At 70.0% G+C, this 14544-nt stretch carries 13 protein-coding genes; 6 read left to right on the forward strand and 7 right to left on the reverse strand.

The features are described 5' to 3' along the window. Positions 1 to 33 precede the first annotated feature (33 nt). A complete protein-coding gene (locus ACQCO7_RS32935; protein WP_464075205.1) occupies positions 34 to 849 on the reverse strand; it encodes an SDR family oxidoreductase in 816 nt (271 codons plus the stop codon). Positions 850 to 980: 131 nt separating this feature from the next. Between ACQCO7_RS32935 and ACQCO7_RS32940 the strand changes: the two genes are divergently transcribed. Beyond that, positions 981 to 1880, forward strand: a complete 900-nt coding sequence (locus ACQCO7_RS32940; protein WP_464075206.1) for a Vgb family protein — start codon at positions 981 to 983, stop codon at positions 1878 to 1880. 59 nt (positions 1881 to 1939) lie between these two features. Here ACQCO7_RS32940 and ACQCO7_RS32945 read toward each other — a convergent pair whose 3' ends face one another. Further along, on the reverse strand, positions 1940 to 2476 hold the full coding sequence (locus tag ACQCO7_RS32945; protein ID WP_464075207.1) for a suppressor of fused domain protein: 537 nt from the start codon (positions 2474 to 2476) through the stop codon (positions 1940 to 1942). Next, entirely contained in the window at positions 2473 to 3066 is a 594-nt protein-coding gene (locus tag ACQCO7_RS32950; RefSeq protein ID WP_464075208.1) for a short chain dehydrogenase, read from the reverse strand. Before ACQCO7_RS32950 ends, ACQCO7_RS32945 begins: the two co-directional genes overlap by 4 nt. Positions 3067 to 3233: 167 nt before the next feature. Between ACQCO7_RS32950 and ACQCO7_RS32955 the strand changes: the two genes are divergently transcribed. Further along, positions 3234 to 4763 (forward strand): helix-turn-helix domain-containing protein, encoded by a 1530-nt coding sequence (locus ACQCO7_RS32955; RefSeq protein WP_055724717.1) that lies wholly within the window; start codon positions 3234 to 3236, stop codon positions 4761 to 4763. A 56-nt stretch (positions 4764 to 4819) separates the two neighbouring features. Here ACQCO7_RS32955 and ACQCO7_RS32960 read toward each other — a convergent pair whose 3' ends face one another. Then, a complete protein-coding gene (locus ACQCO7_RS32960; RefSeq protein ID WP_464075209.1) occupies positions 4820 to 5266 on the reverse strand; it encodes an anthrone oxygenase family protein in 447 nt (148 codons plus the stop codon). Positions 5267 to 5356: 90 nt separating this feature from the next. On the opposite strand from ACQCO7_RS32960, the gene ACQCO7_RS32965 reads away from it, so the two are divergent. The 4 genes from ACQCO7_RS32965 (at position 5357) to ACQCO7_RS32980 (ending at position 11674) form a co-directional block, all read left to right on the forward strand. After that, positions 5357 to 5935, forward strand: coding sequence for a TetR/AcrR family transcriptional regulator (locus ACQCO7_RS32965; RefSeq protein ID WP_464075210.1), 579 nt, complete (start codon positions 5357 to 5359; stop codon positions 5933 to 5935). A gap of 197 nt (positions 5936 to 6132) precedes the next feature. Further along, positions 6133 to 8847, forward strand: coding sequence for an aconitate hydratase AcnA (acnA, locus tag ACQCO7_RS32970; RefSeq protein WP_464075211.1), 2715 nt, complete (start codon positions 6133 to 6135; stop codon positions 8845 to 8847). Between the two features lie 156 nt (positions 8848 to 9003). After that, positions 9004 to 10362: a HAMP domain-containing sensor histidine kinase gene (locus ACQCO7_RS32975; protein WP_464075212.1), complete on the forward strand. Its 1359-nt coding sequence runs from the start codon at positions 9004 to 9006 to the stop codon at positions 10360 to 10362. A 247-nt stretch (positions 10363 to 10609) separates the two neighbouring features. Further along, positions 10610 to 11674: a lytic polysaccharide monooxygenase auxiliary activity family 9 protein gene (locus ACQCO7_RS32980; protein WP_464075213.1), complete on the forward strand. Its 1065-nt coding sequence runs from the start codon at positions 10610 to 10612 to the stop codon at positions 11672 to 11674. Between the two features lie 289 nt (positions 11675 to 11963). On the opposite strand, the gene ACQCO7_RS32985 is transcribed toward ACQCO7_RS32980, so the two are convergent. Genes ACQCO7_RS32985 through ACQCO7_RS32995 form a run of 3 tightly spaced genes read right to left on the reverse strand, consistent with a single transcriptional unit; the run spans position 11964 to position 14407 of the window. Beyond that, positions 11964 to 12656 carry a DUF1775 domain-containing protein gene (locus ACQCO7_RS32985; protein WP_464075214.1) on the reverse strand — a complete coding sequence of 231 codons (693 nt, stop codon included), beginning with the start codon at positions 12654 to 12656 and terminating at the stop codon, positions 11964 to 11966. 56 nt (positions 12657 to 12712) lie between these two features. Beyond that, positions 12713 to 13348: a hypothetical protein gene (locus tag ACQCO7_RS32990; RefSeq protein WP_464075215.1), complete on the reverse strand. Its 636-nt coding sequence runs from the start codon at positions 13346 to 13348 to the stop codon at positions 12713 to 12715. A 60-nt stretch (positions 13349 to 13408) separates the two neighbouring features. Beyond that, entirely contained in the window at positions 13409 to 14407 is a 999-nt protein-coding gene (locus tag ACQCO7_RS32995) for an acetylxylan esterase (protein ID WP_464075216.1), read from the reverse strand. Between the last annotated feature and the right edge of the window lie 137 nt (positions 14408 to 14544).

Genomic DNA, 14544 nt, shown 5'->3' on the forward strand with positions numbered 1-14544 from the left:
CCAGGGGCTTTCGCCGGACCGGTTCCCGGTGGCTCAGCGGAACGCGTAGGCGTTCTCCCGCGCCCACTGCCGGTACGTCCGTCCCGGAGCACCGGTGATCTCCGGGACGGACGTACGGACCCTGAGGAGTTCCTCGTTGACGTCCCCGCCGGTCAGGTCGAGGATCGCGTTCGCCGTCTCCGGGTCCATGGACGCCGTCATGCCGTCGTGGGCCTCGGCGCGGGTGAGCTCGGTGAGGGTGATCGCGCGGCCCAGGGTGGCCGCGAGGGCCGCGACCTGTTCGCGGACGGTCACCCGTGCCGGGCCCGTGAGGGCGTACGTCCGGTTGCGGTGGGCCGGGGTCGTCAGGGCCCGGTGCGCGACCGCCGCGATGTCCGCCGGGTGGATCGCGGGGAGGCCCGTGTCGACGTAGGGCGCGCGGACCTCGCCGAGTCCGCGGATCATCGGCGCCCACCAGAGGGTGTTCGACGCGAACTGGGCGGGCCGCAGGACCGTCCACTCCATGCCGCTGTCCCGGAGGGCCTCTTCCACCGCGCGGTTGCGTTTCGCGGCCGGGAGGTGGGGGTGGGTCTCGACGGTGATCGAGGAGACGAGGACGACGTGCTCGACGCCGGCGCGGTGGGCGGGTACGAGGATCTCCTCCTCGGCGCCGGTGCCCTGGAGGAGGAACAGCGAACGGGCCCCTTCCAACGCGGAGTCGAGAGTCTCGGGGCGGGTGAGGTCGCCCTCCACGGCTTCGGGGAAGCCTGCGCGGGCCGCGTCCCGGGTGAGGCCCCTGACCTGCGTGCCGCGCAACTCCTTGAGCAGCGCCCGCCCGATGTTCCCGGTCGCGCCGGTCACGAGGATCATCGTCGTACATCTCCCTGGTCGTCGGTGGAGTGCACGCTAGGAACTCAACTCCGGTTGAGGTCAAGGAGGTTCGCGAGGGCCCCCGGGTAACCGTGAGCGCCCGCCCCCAACTCCCCCTACGATCACCCCCCATGGCCCTCCACGTCACCGAATTCCCCGTCCCCGACCCCGAGTCGGGCCCCTACGGCATCACCCTCGGCCCGGACGGCGCCCTCTGGTTCACGATGGTCCACAGCGGACACATCGGCCGGCTCACACCCGACGGGGACGTCACCACGTACCCCCTCGACACCCCCGGCACCGGCCCGACCGTCATCACGTCGGGCCCGGACGGCGCGCTGTGGTTCACGGAGTTCCGGGGACACCGGGTGGGTCGGATCACCGTGGCCGGCGAGGTGACGTCGTTCCCGCTGCCGACGCCGGACGCGGGCCCCTTCGGCATCGTCTCCGGCGCGGACGGGGCGGTGTGGTGCACGGAGGCCAACGCCGGCCGCGTCGCCCGCATCACCCCCGACGGGACCGTGACCGAGTTCCCGCTCCCCGACGCCGGTGCCTTCCCGTCGGCGATCGCCGCAGGCGGGGACGGCCGCCTCTGGTTCACGCTGAACCAGGCGAACGCGATCGGGGCCATGTCGTACGAGGGTGAGGTGACCGTCCACCCGCTGCCCACGCCGAACGCCGGGCCGGTCGGCATCACGGCCGGAACGGACGGCGCGATGTGGTTCGTGGAGATCGGCGCGGGCCGGATCGGCCGCATCGAACCGACCGGCGACATCAGGGAGTTCCCCCTCCCCGACCCCACCGCACGCCCTCACGCGATCACGGTCGGCCCGGACGACGCGTACTGGTTCACGGAATGGTCGGCCAACGGAATCGGCCGCATCACCCCGACGGGCGAGATCACCTCCTCCCCCCTCCCCACCCCGACCTCAGAACCCCACGGCATCACTCTCGGCCCCGACGGCTCCCTGTGGACGGCCCTGGAAACAGGCACGATCGCCCGCCTCACCCCGACCACGGAAGGACCGTGAACCCCGGCAACTTCATGCCCACCTCGCGGCCTTCGCCCCGTTGCCGCCGCGCCAACACCTCACACCACCGACTCCCGGTGGGGGTCCGTCGGCAACAGCGCATGTTCGTCGAAGAGTCGCTCCAGCGCCTCCGTGCCGTGTGTGCGGCGGTACGCGATCTCCTCGGGGGTGACGGGGAGGGCCCAGAGGATGCGGGTGGGGGCGTGTTCGAGGGCGGGGCCGTGGAGGTAGGGGAGGCTGATGAGGAGGTGGTCGCAGCGGGAGCCGGGGAGCCAGGGCTCGCCGATGGGGAGGGAGTGGCCGACGTCCAGGGGGTGGCCGGTCCGGTGGTAGGCGGCGAGCATCGTCACCAGGTCCACGAAACGTTCGTCCCGGACGTGCCCCACCATGACGAACTCCCGCCGCGGCCCGGCGTGTTCCTCGTCGGAACAGCCGACGGTCACGTAGGACCAGCTGTCCACGCGGGGACCGGGGGACACGGTGAGGACACGGACGTCCGTACCCGTCGCTTCCACCGCGTGCCCGGCGAAGAAGGCCCGGACGTGTGCCTCCACCTCGCTCATGCCGCCCCCCGCCGGGAAAGCCTCGCCGGTCATACCCGCACCACCCGCCCCGTCACGCCGCCCTCGGTCAACTCCACGTACGCCTGGGCCACTTCGGCGACCGGCGTCCCCGGGGTGGCCTCGTCGCCCAGGGCCCGCAGGGTTTCCGTCACCCACCCCGGGCTCACCGCGTTCAGCCGTACCCCGCGCGGGAGTTCGTGCGCCGCGTTGGCGACGAACCCCTCCAGGCCGGAGTTGACGAGGGCGCCGAGGGAGCCGTCGGGGAGGGGCGCCGGGAACGTGCCGGACGTGAGGGTGATCGAGCCTCCGGCGGACAGGTGTGCAGCCGCGCGGCGGGTGAGGGCGATCTGGCCGAGGAGTTTGCCGTGGAGGGCGGTGGCGAAGCCGGCGTCGGGGAAGGCCGGGAGGTCCAGCAGGGGGACCAGGGGCCCGCTCGCCGCGCAGCAGACGACCGCGTCGAGCGGGCCCGCCTCCTCGAAGAGCGGGGACAGGGTCGCCGTATCCGCGAGGTCCACCTTCAACGGCCCGTTCCTCGACGCGCGCAGCACCTCGTGCCCAGCCTCCAGCGCCTCCGACACCGCCCGCCCGATCGTCCCCGTCGCCCCGATCACCAGTACACGCATGCCGCCGAGAATGTCAGAGCCCGGGAAAACGGGGTACCCGATCGAGGCACCGTGACAGCCGTAACGGCATTTCAGGCATAAGCCGATAAAGGCAGATCGGAGCGGCTCGTTCACCCGAACGGGCCACCCGGCAAGCGCCATCTCATATCTGAGATAACCTCGGCCCCATGGCAGACGATTACCTCGTACGCATCGGCAAGCTCATCCGCGACGCCCGCCAACACCGTGGCTGGACACAGAGCCAACTGGCGGAAGCGCTGGGGACGAGCCAGAGCGCCGTCAACCGGATCGAGCGGGGCAACCAGAACATCAGCCTTGAGATGATCGCCCGCATCGGTGAGGCCCTCGACAGCGAGATCGTGTCGCTGGGATACGCGGGTCCGATGCACCTGAGGGTCGTCGGCGGACGCCGCCTCTCCGGCGCGATCGACGTGAAGACGAGCAAGAACGCGTGCGTGGCCCTGCTGTGCGCCTCGCTGCTGAACCGGGGCCGTACGGTCCTGCGCCGGGTCGCCCGTATCGAGGAGGTGTACCGCCTCCTGGAGGTCCTCCAGTCGATCGGCGTCCGCGCCCGCTGGATCAACGACGGCGTGGACCTCGAACTGGTCCCCCCGGCCGAACTGGACCTCGCGGCGATCGACGCGGAAGCGGCCGTCCGCACCCGCTCGATCATCATGTTCCTCGGCCCGCTGCTGCACGAGGTGCACCGCTTCAAGCTCCCGTACGCCGGCGGCTGCGACCTCGGCACGCGCACGATCGAACCGCACATGATCGCCCTGCGCCGCTTCGGCCTGGACATCGCGGCGACGGAGGGCCAGTACCACGCGGTCGTCGACCCGACAGTCCGCCCGGACCGCCCGATCGTGCTGACCGAGCGCGGCGACACGGTCACCGAGAACGCGCTCCTCGCCGCCGCGCGCCACGGCGGGGTCACCGTCATCCGCAACGCCTCGTCCAACTACATGGTCCAGGACCTGTGCTTCTTCCTGGAGGCGCTCGGCGTCAAGGTCGAGGGGATCGGTACGACGACCCTGACCGTGCACGGCGTACGGGACATCGACGTCGACGTCGACTACTCCCCCTCCGAGGACCCGGTCGAGGCGATGAGCCTGCTCGCCGCGGCCGTCGTCACCGAGTCCGAACTCACCGTGCGCCGGGTGCCGATCGAGTTCCTGGAGATCGAGCTGGCGGTCCTGGAGGAGATGGGCCTCGACCACGACCGCACACCCGAGTACGTCGCCGACAACGGCCGTACCCGCCTGGTCGACCTGACGGTCCGCCCCTCCAAACTGGAGGCACCGATCGACAAGATCCACCCGATGCCGTTCCCCGGCCTCAACATCGACAACGTCCCCTTCTTCGCGGCGATCGCGGCCGTCGCGCAGGGCAAGACCCTGATCCACGACTGGGTCTACGACAACCGCGCGATCTACCTGACGGACCTCAACCGCCTCGGCGGCCGTCTCCAACTCCTCGACCCGCACCGGGTGTTGGTGGAGGGCCCGACCCGCTGGCGCGCCGCCGAGATGATGTGCCCGCCCGCCCTGCGGCCGGCGGTCGTCGTCCTGCTGGCGATGATGGCGGCCGACGGGACGTCCGTCCTGCGGAACGTGTACGTCATCAACCGGGGGTACGAGGACCTCGCGGAGCGCCTGAACTCGATCGGCGCGCAGATCGAGATCTTCCGGGACATCTGAGGGACCCGAGGGTGACTGCCGCCGCCGCGAACCCCGCGGCGGCGGCAGTCGTGCGTTCACGCGAGCGCGGCGACCAGCGAAGCGAACGCCGCGACGATGACGCCGACCCGGACGTAGTGCCACCGCCCCCAGCGATCGAGCTGCTGCTTCCAGTCCGCGGGCCGGTTCTCGGGGGTCCAGGTCCTGTTCCGGTTGTTGATCGGGACGAGCAGCAGGACCGACATGACGACGCTGAGCAGCAGCAGCGCACCGGCGGCGGCGACGAGGCCGGCGCCGGCCTCGTCCCACCCGGCTCCGGCCCAGACGGCGACGAGGACGAGCGAGCCGACGTACCAGAACGGCATCACGGCGCCGAGCATCCGGCCCCCGTGGGCGTGGCCGAGCTGGGCGCTGTCCTCGGGCAGCGCGTCGAGGATCCGGTTCATGACGAAGGCGACGGAGAACTCCACGCCGACCATGACGCCGACGACCACGGTGGTGACGATCTCAAGTGCGTCGAGCATGACGCCCCTCTCGGAATCTAGTGCCGCTAGCTGATGGGTCAACGCTAGACCTGCTGCCGCTCGATTGTCTAGCGGTGCTAGGATCGCGGTATGTCGGTACAGGAACGCAAGCAGCGGGAGCGGGCGGACCGCGAACGCCTCATCGTGGCTACGGCCCGCGAACTCGCCGAGCGGCAGGGCTGGGACGCGGTCACCACCCGCCGCCTCGCCGAGCGCATCGAGTACAGCCAGCCCGTCCTCTACAGCCACTTCCGCGGCAAACGCGAGATCATCGGCGCCGTGGCGCTCCAGGGCGCCACGGAGATGGCGGCGGCGATCCGCGCCGCGACGGCCGCGGCGGACGGCCCGCGCGCCCGCGTACGCGCCCTGGCCCGCGCCTACCTCGACTTCGCCGAGCGGAACCCGGCGGTGTACGACGCGATCTTCCAGCTGGACGGCGGCCTGCCGTACGCGCGCGACGACACCCCGGAACCCCTCAGGGACGCCTTCGCCGCACTCCTGGAATGCCTGGGCGAGGTGGCGGGGAACGGCGTCGCCGAGGGCCTGTTCACGGAGACGTTCTGGGCGGCCCTGCACGGAGTGGCGACCCTGACCCGCTCGGGCCGGCTGCCCCCGGAGCACACCGGGGCGCGACTGGACCTCCTAGTGGACCGGCTCGCCCTGACATGACGGCGGTCACTGCCCCCGGGCATGACCAACCAGCCCCCATGTACTAGAGTTATCTCGACATCGAGATATCTGCCGAGGCGTACCGTAGCCGCCCCCTCTAGTAAGGGTTACCTAACTTAGCCCTACCTTAGCGGATCGGCCAAGTAGGCGTGGCGGCAGGATGCGGTGGTACGCGCACATCAATGAAGGAGACTGTCGTGTCGGCGAACAGCTTCGACGCCCGCGCCACGCTCAGCGTGGGCGACGAGTCGTACGAGATCTTCCGGCTGGACAAGGTGGAAGGCTCGGCTCGCCTTCCGTACAGCCTGAAGGTCCTGCTGGAGAACCTGCTCCGCACGGAGGACGGCGCGAACATCACCGCCGACCACATCCGCGCGCTCGGCGGATGGGACTCGCAGGCCCAGCCCAGCCAGGAGATCCAGTTCACCCCGGCCCGGGTGATCATGCAGGACTTCACCGGCGTCCCCTGCGTCGTCGACCTCGCCACCATGCGTGAGGCCGTCGAGGCGCTCGGCGGCGACCCGGCGAAGATCAACCCGCTCTCCCCGGCCGAGATGGTCATCGACCACTCCGTCATCGCCGACAAGTTCGGCACCAGCGACGCGTTCAAGCAGAACGTGGACCTGGAGTACGGCCGCAACAAGGAGCGCTACCAGTTCCTGCGCTGGGGCCAGACCGCGTTCGACGACTTCAAGGTCGTCCCGCCGGGCACCGGCATCGTCCACCAGGTCAACATCGAGCACCTCGCGCGTACGGTCATGGTCCGTAACGGCCAGGCGTACCCCGACACCCTCGTCGGCACCGACTCGCACACCACGATGGTCAACGGCCTCGGCGTGCTCGGCTGGGGCGTCGGCGGCATCGAGGCCGAGGCCGCGATGCTCGGCCAGCCGGTCTCGATGCTCATCCCGCGCGTCGTCGGCTTCAAGCTGACCGGCGAGCTGCCGGCCGGTACGACCGCCACGGACCTCGTGCTCACGATCACCGAGATGCTCCGCAAGCACGGCGTCGTCGGCAAGTTCGTCGAGTTCTACGGCGAGGGCGTCGCCGCCACCTCGCTCGCGAACCGCGCCACCATCGGCAACATGTCGCCGGAGTTCGGCTCCACCGCCGCGATCTTCCCGATCGACGCCGAGACGATCAACTACCTGCGCCTGACCGGCCGTTCGGCCCAGCAGCTCGCGCTCGTCGAGGCGTACGCCAAGGAGCAGGGTCTCTGGCTGGACCCGCAGGCCGAGCCCGACTTCTCCGAGAAGCTGGAGCTGGACCTCTCGACGGTCGTCCCGTCGATCGCCGGCCCGAAGCGCCCGCAGGACCGCATCGTCCTCGCGAACGCCGCCCAGCAGTTCGCGCTCGACGTCCGCAACTACGTCGACACGGCCGACGAGGCGGGCAAGGAGTCCTTCCCGGCCTCCGACTCCCCGGCCGCCGCCAACGGCGTCCCGTCGAACCCGGTCACCGTGACCGCCGCCGACGGCTCGACGTACGAGCTGGACCACGGCGCCGTCACCGTCGCCGCGATCACCTCCTGCACCAACACCTCCAACCCGTACGTCATGGTCGCCGCCGCGCTCGTCGCGAAGAAGGCCGTGGAGAAGGGCCTGACCCGCAAGCCGTGGGTCAAGACCACCCTCGCGCCGGGTTCGAAGGTCGTCACCGACTACTTCGACAAGGCGGGCCTGACCCCCTACCTCGACAAGGTCGGCTTCAACCTCGTCGGTTACGGCTGCACCACCTGCATCGGCAACTCCGGCCCGCTGCCGGAGGAGGTCTCCAAGGCCGTCAACGACCATGACCTCGCGGTGACTTCGGTCCTCTCCGGCAACCGGAACTTCGAGGGCCGCATCAACCCCGACGTCAAGATGAACTACCTCGCCTCCCCGCCGCTGGTCGTCGCGTACGCCATCGCCGGTTCGATGAAGGTGGACATCACCAAGGACGTCCTCGGCACCGACCAGGACGGCAAGCCGGTCTACCTGGCCGACATCTGGCCGTCCGAGGCCGAGGTCAACGACGTCGTCGCCAACGCGATCGGCGAGGACATGTTCAACAAGTCCTACGCCGACGTCTTCGCGGGCGACGCCCAGTGGCAGGCGCTGTCGATCCCGACCGGCAACACCTTCGAGTGGGACGCGGAGTCGACGTACGTCCGCAAGCCCCCGTACTTCGAGGGCATGACGATGGAGACCACGCCGGTCGCCGACATCACCGGCGCCCGTGTCCTCGCCAAGCTGGGCGACTCGGTCACCACCGACCACATCTCCCCGGCCGGCGCCATCAAGGCCGACACCCCGGCCGGCAAGTACCTCACCGAGCACAATGTCGAGCGCCGTGACTTCAACTCCTACGGCTCCCGCCGAGGCAACCACGAGGTCATGATCCGCGGCACGTTCGCCAACATCCGCCTGCGCAACCAGATCGCGCCGGGCACCGAGGGCGGCTACACCCGCGACTTCACGCAGGCGGACGGCCCGGTGTCGTTCATCTACGACGCCTCGCAGAACTACCAGGCCGCCGGCACCCCGCTGGTCATCCTGGGCGGCAAGGAGTACGGCTCCGGCTCGTCCCGCGACTGGGCCGCCAAGGGCACCGCGCTCCTCGGCGTCAAGGCCGTCATCACCGAGTCGTACGAGCGCATCCACCGCTCGAACCTCATCGGCATGGGCGTCCTCCCGCTCCAGTTCCCGGCCGGCCAGAACGCCGAGTCCCTCGGCCTCACCGGCGAGGAGACCTTCTCCATCACCGGCGTCACCGAGCTGAACAACGGCACGACCCCGAGCACGGTCAAGGTCACGACCGACACGGGCGTGGAGTTCGACGCGGTCGTCCGCATCGACACCCCCGGCGAGGCGGACTACTACCGCAACGGCGGCATCATGCAGTACGTGCTGCGCAGCCTGATCCGCAAGTAGGGCTTGCCGCAAGGCAGTTGGGCTCTTTGCGCGGGCCTTGAGGGCCGTGTCCCCGTATGTCGGGGGTGCGGCCCTTCCGCCGTATCCGCCCCGTTACATCGCCCCGCCTCAGGCTGGACACAGGGTTCCCCCAGCCGGCCGGGACAGGATCAGGACATGATCCGTACCCGCCTGCTCCTCTTCGTCGGTGCGCTGCTGGCGGTCGTCTGTACGGCGATGGCGTCGGCGACCGTTCTCGCCCAACGCGCCCATCTGCTCGGGGAGTTGGACGACCGCGTCACCGCCGCCGCCGGACAGGGGGCGACCGGCGGTCCGGTGGGACTGCTCGCCGCCCGCACCGACGCCACCGGCCGCGTCCTGGCCGCGCACGTCATCGGACACGGCAACCTCACCCCCGTACAACGCGAAGCACTCACCGGCATCACTCCCGACGGCGGCAAGCACACGCGTACGGTCCCCGGCCTCGGCGACTACCGCCTCACGGCCCCCGGCGGCAACGTCCTCACCGGCCTCCCCATGGCCGGCGTCCAGCACGCGATCCACGGCCTCCTCCTCATCGAGACGACGATCGCGGCGGTCGGCCTGACGGTGGCGGCGTGCGGCTGCGCGATGGTGATACGACGTCAACTCCGGCCCCTCGAAAGGCTTGTGACGACAGCGACGGCCGTGTCCCGTACGCCGCTCACCGAACTGACCAGACTCCCCGCCGACTTGAGCACCGAGGCGGGCCAACTCGCCACGGCTCTCAACCGGATGATCGACCACGTCGAAACATCCCGCACGGCAACCCGCCACACCGAGGAACGCATGCGGCGCTTCCTCACGGACGCGAGCCACGAACTCCGCACGCCGCTCGCCTCGATCTCCGGATACGCGGAACTGATGAACCGCGACGCCGGTGTCATGCCGGCCGAGCTGGCGTGGAGCAGGGTGAGCGCGGAGTCGGCGCGGCTGACGGGGGTGGTGGAGAACCTGCTTCTGCTGGCGCGGCTGGACGAGGGGGGTCCGCTGGAGAGGGGGGAGGTCGATGTGGCGGGGGTGGTCACGGAGGCGGTGTGGAGGGCGCGGACACGGGGGGAGGGGTACGCGTGGGAGCTTGAACTCGGGGTGGGGGAGGGGGCGTTGGTGGTCGGGGACGAGGCGAGGCTGCACCAGGTGGTGACTCAGCTCCTGACCAACGCGCGGACGCACACGCCGCCGGGGACGGCGGTGACGGTGAGCGTGGAGTCGACGGGGAGCGTGTGCGCGATCCGGGTCCGCGACACGGGCCCGGGAATCCCCCCGGACCTTCTGCCGACGGTCTTCGACCGCTTCACGCGAGCGGACACGTCGAGGGTACGTACGCAGGGGGCGCTGACGGGGTCGGGACTGGGCCTGGCGGTGGCCGCGGCGATCATCAAGGCGTATGGCGGGACGATCGAGGTCCACAGCAGGCCGGGCCGAACGGAGTTCATGGTCGAACTGCCGTTGGTGAGAGAAACAGCTGTGAGAGCGGCGGCGCGGCAACGTACCTGAGGGGCGCGGGGCTGTATCGATGTGCGGCTACCGCCGCGTGGGCGCGACAAGCCACGACGCACCCGCAGCCGCCAAACTGCTCTCGCCCCCGTTTACATCGGCGCCCCGTAGCGCTACCTTCCGCACAGATGGGGTGGGAGCGCTCCCACCCGTGGACCGGAACCCACCAGGGCCGCCCCCACCCCATACCCGCACAGCCGTAGAGAAAGGACGGCTCCCCCTCATGTCCCCCACCTCGGAACATGGCATGATCACGACAAACTTATCGAGGTACCTCCGCACCCGCCCCCTCCTCCTCGTCCTCTTCTCGCTCCTCGCCGTCATCCCCGCCCTCGGCCTGATCGTCTCGACCGGCGGCAAGGCGGAAGCGCACGGCACCCCGATGAAACCCGGCAGCCGGACGTTCCTGTGCTGGCAGGACGGCCTGACGGACACGGGTGAGATCAAGCCCGTCAACCCGGCGTGCAAGAACGCCCAACAGGTCAGCGGCACGACGCCGTTCTACAACTGGTTCTCGGTCCTGCGCTCGGACGGCGCCGGCAGAACCCGCGGCTTCGTGCCGGACGGCCAACTCTGTAGCGGCGGCAACACGAACTTCACCGGCTTCAACGCACCCCGCAACGACTGGCCGCTCACCCACCTGACGTCCGGCGCGACGATGGACTTCTCGTACAACGCCTGGGCCGCGCACCCGGGTTGGTTCTACGTGTACGTCACGAAGGACGGCTTCGACCCCACGAAGACCCTCACGTGGGACGACATGGAGTCGACGCCGTTCCTGAGCGTCGACCACCCGCCGCTGCACGGCTCCCCGGGGACCGTCGAGGCCAACTACTCCTGGACCGGGCAGCTTCCGGCGAACAAGTCCGGCCGCCACATCATCTACGTGGTCTGGCAGCGTTCGGACAGCGCGGAGACCTTCTACTCCTGCTCCGACGTCGTCTTCGACGGCGGTCACGGCGAGGTGACCGGCATCCACGAGCCGGGCAACCCGAACGAGCCCGTACCCGGCACCTGCACCGCCACCCGCCGTACGACGGGCAGTTGGAGCGGCGGCTACCAGTCCGAGGTCACCGTCACCAACTCCGGCGACGTCCCGATGCTCGGCTGGATGGTCAACTGGACGCTCGCCGCGGGGCAGAGGGTGGACAGCCTCTGGAACGGTGCGGCCACCTACAGCGGGCAGGACGTGATGGTCCACAACGCCGGCTGGAACGGGTCGCTCAGTCCGGGGCAGAGTTCGACCTTCGGGTACGTCGTCACCGGGGCCGGTGGGGACAGTACGACCAGCCTGCCCTGTCGGGTCGGCTGATCAACCGCAGGGAAGACGGGCCGCTCTGAGCGGACCCGGTGGCATCGAGCCGTGTGCCACCGGGTCCGCGAGCCGGACGGCCCCAGGGGGGGGAGAGGCCGTCCGGGGTGGTCCCCCGGCGTCCGGACGACGACACGGAGCTGGGGGAGCACGGGCGACAACGCTGTTGGCGGATAACGTTGTCGGAAGGTCTGTACTTGTACTGTACAGCCTCAACTGCCGGTCCAGTCAAATGAGTTGACGTGTGAGAGGGGCCGGGTGGCGGTGTGCCGCCCGGCCCCGGACAGCACTATTCGGCCGTCTGTGTCCGACGCCGTACGACGAAGTAGGCGATGGCCAGTACACCGGCGATGCCGATGCCGATGATCGCCCAAGTCGCTCCGGATGTACCGCTGTTGTCGTCCTTCTCGGCGGCTACCGGGGAGGCGGAGGGGGCCGGCATGGATGCCGGGGTGGTCGCGGGGGTGCTCGGTGTGGGCGTGCTCTGGACCGGTGCCGCCGCCTTCAACTTCAGTACCGGTGCCGGGTTTCCGCTGTGGGAGTGGTCCTCCTCTTCCTTCTTGCCGGGTTCCTCCAGCTCGATCCAGCGGTCGGTCTTGCCGTCGCTGTACGTCTGGAGCGTCTTGAAGACGAGCTGCTCCGCGTCCGGCAACTGCTTGACGGTGACCGACACTTCGACGTCCTCACCGGTCGGCATCGGGGCGCCCTTCACGGTGAAGCCGTCCGAAGTCGGTGCCAGGGTCCAGGTCTTGGGGCCGCTCGCGTAGGCCACGTCGGCGGGGGCGATGCCCTTCGGGAGGACGACCCGGACTTCCTCGATCCCGGCCGTCGCCGACTCGGACTCGGCGGACCAGGTCAACTCCACGTTCCGGGCGAGGGCTTGGGGGTTGTCGGCCTTGACTTCCACGTGGGCGGCGGCGGATTGGGCGGTGAGGAGGACGAGGGTGGTGGCGGCTAGCGCGGTGAGGGTCTTCTTGAACATGGCTGGCTCCAGGCAGAGGTGCAGCGCGGATCGGCTCCATGGCCGTCCGTGAGAGGTCAGTTGGCGTGACTCAACTGGTCTGCTGGAGGGCCTCTGCGCACTACGACATGCGCGAGGACCACGCCACCGGCGCATCGAGGCAGGGTGACCACACGAGGGGAAGAGATTCGTGCACCGGGGGCGGCGGGGGTGAATCCCGCCCATGTTCTGAGTACGGCGGTGCGGTCCCGTAGACCTTGGGCGAGCCGCCAGAACACCCGATCCGCACGTTGGAGCAGCAGGGCGACGAGCAGCGCGGCGATGCCATGCGCAAGGGTCATGCCCCAAGAGCCGTGACTCGCGCCCTCGGAGGCGTGGTGAACGTGCGCGACAGGCTGGTGTCCGGCGGCGAGCCACTGGTGGAGTCCGCCCTGGGCAAGGGCACAGGCGAGGGCGACCACAGGGAGTGAGCGTGGCCGTCGCGCCCCGATCAGCCCCAGGACGAACAGCACGCCCGCACCCACCAACACGCGCTGCCAGTGGGGAGGTTCCTCGGCGACGAGGTGGTGAGCGGTGGCCCCCAGGGTGGCGCCGATCGCGGCGAACACACCGGCACGAGCCACAGGTACCGGCGCGTCGGCGCCGTACCTCAGGGGCGCGGCGAGCCACGACGAAGCCGCGCTCGCCCCGCAACCCCAGCCCGTTCCGCTCATGGTCCGCCCATCATGAAGCACCAGCTCCCCGGACGGATACGCATCACCTGCCCGACCTGCTCAATCCACGCCCTCGAACACCCCCGCCAACCACTCCAACTGCAACGCGACATGCACCGCGTCCCCGCCCTCGTGCCCGTTGTACGCATACGTGTGAATCTCCCGCCGAGGCTCCGAACCCCCCACCTCCCCATACCGGTTGAACGCGGCGAACGCCCCGCTCGGCGGGCACACCCGATCCCGCAGCCCCACCCCGAAGTGCGCATGAGCCCGGGCCCGCCGAGCGAACGACACCCCCTCCACATAGGCCAACGTCCGGTACGCGGCCTCCTCGACTCCCCGATGCACAGCCAGATACGCGGCGATCTCCCCGTACGGCCCCGCATCCGTCAGTTCCAACGCCCGCCGGACCCCGCACAGCAACGGCGCGGTCACCAACGCGGCGACAAGATCGGGCACCAGCCCGGCAACGGCCAACGCCAGCCCCCCGCCCTGGCTGTTCCCGACGACGGCGACCCGGGACGCGTCGACACCCGGCAGCGTACGCACGGCCTCGACGGCCCGCACGGCATCGGTGATGAGCCGCCGGTAGTGGTACTGGTACGGATCGAGCAGCCCTCGTACGACAACTCCGGGCCCCCCGGCGGTGGCCAGCCCGAGGTCGAGGGTCCCGCCCCCACCGCTCCCGTAACTGTCCCCCTGAGCCCGGTTGTCCATCAGCAAGTGCGCGTACCCGGCGTTGACCCAGGTGAGCCGCTCATGGGACAGCCCCCGCCCCCGCCCGTACCCGGCGTACTCGACGACGGTCGGCAACGCGTCCGGCGTGCCCGCGGGCCGGCTGTACCAGGCCCGCACGGGATGCCCCCCGAACCCGGGGAACGTGACGTCCCAAGTCTCCGTCAGCTTCAGCCCGTTGCCGACCGGCTCGGTCCGCACGCGCAACGGCACCTCGGCGGCGGCCTTGAGCGTCTCGTGCCAGAACGAGTCGAAGTCGGCGGGCTCGTCCAGCGGTGGCCGGAACGCCTCCAGCTCAATCAGCGGCAGATCGAACGCGCCCACGGCGACACCTCGCAGGATTCGGTAACGGAATGGAAACTTGCGGAGCTGGGAAGGGTCGGACCTCCCTGTTCTACCCCCTCGGTGACGCTTCCAACGCACCATGGCCTCCTGAGGAATCTCCTGCATGACCCATTGAC

The organism is Streptomyces saintjeani, from assembly GCF_055409605.1.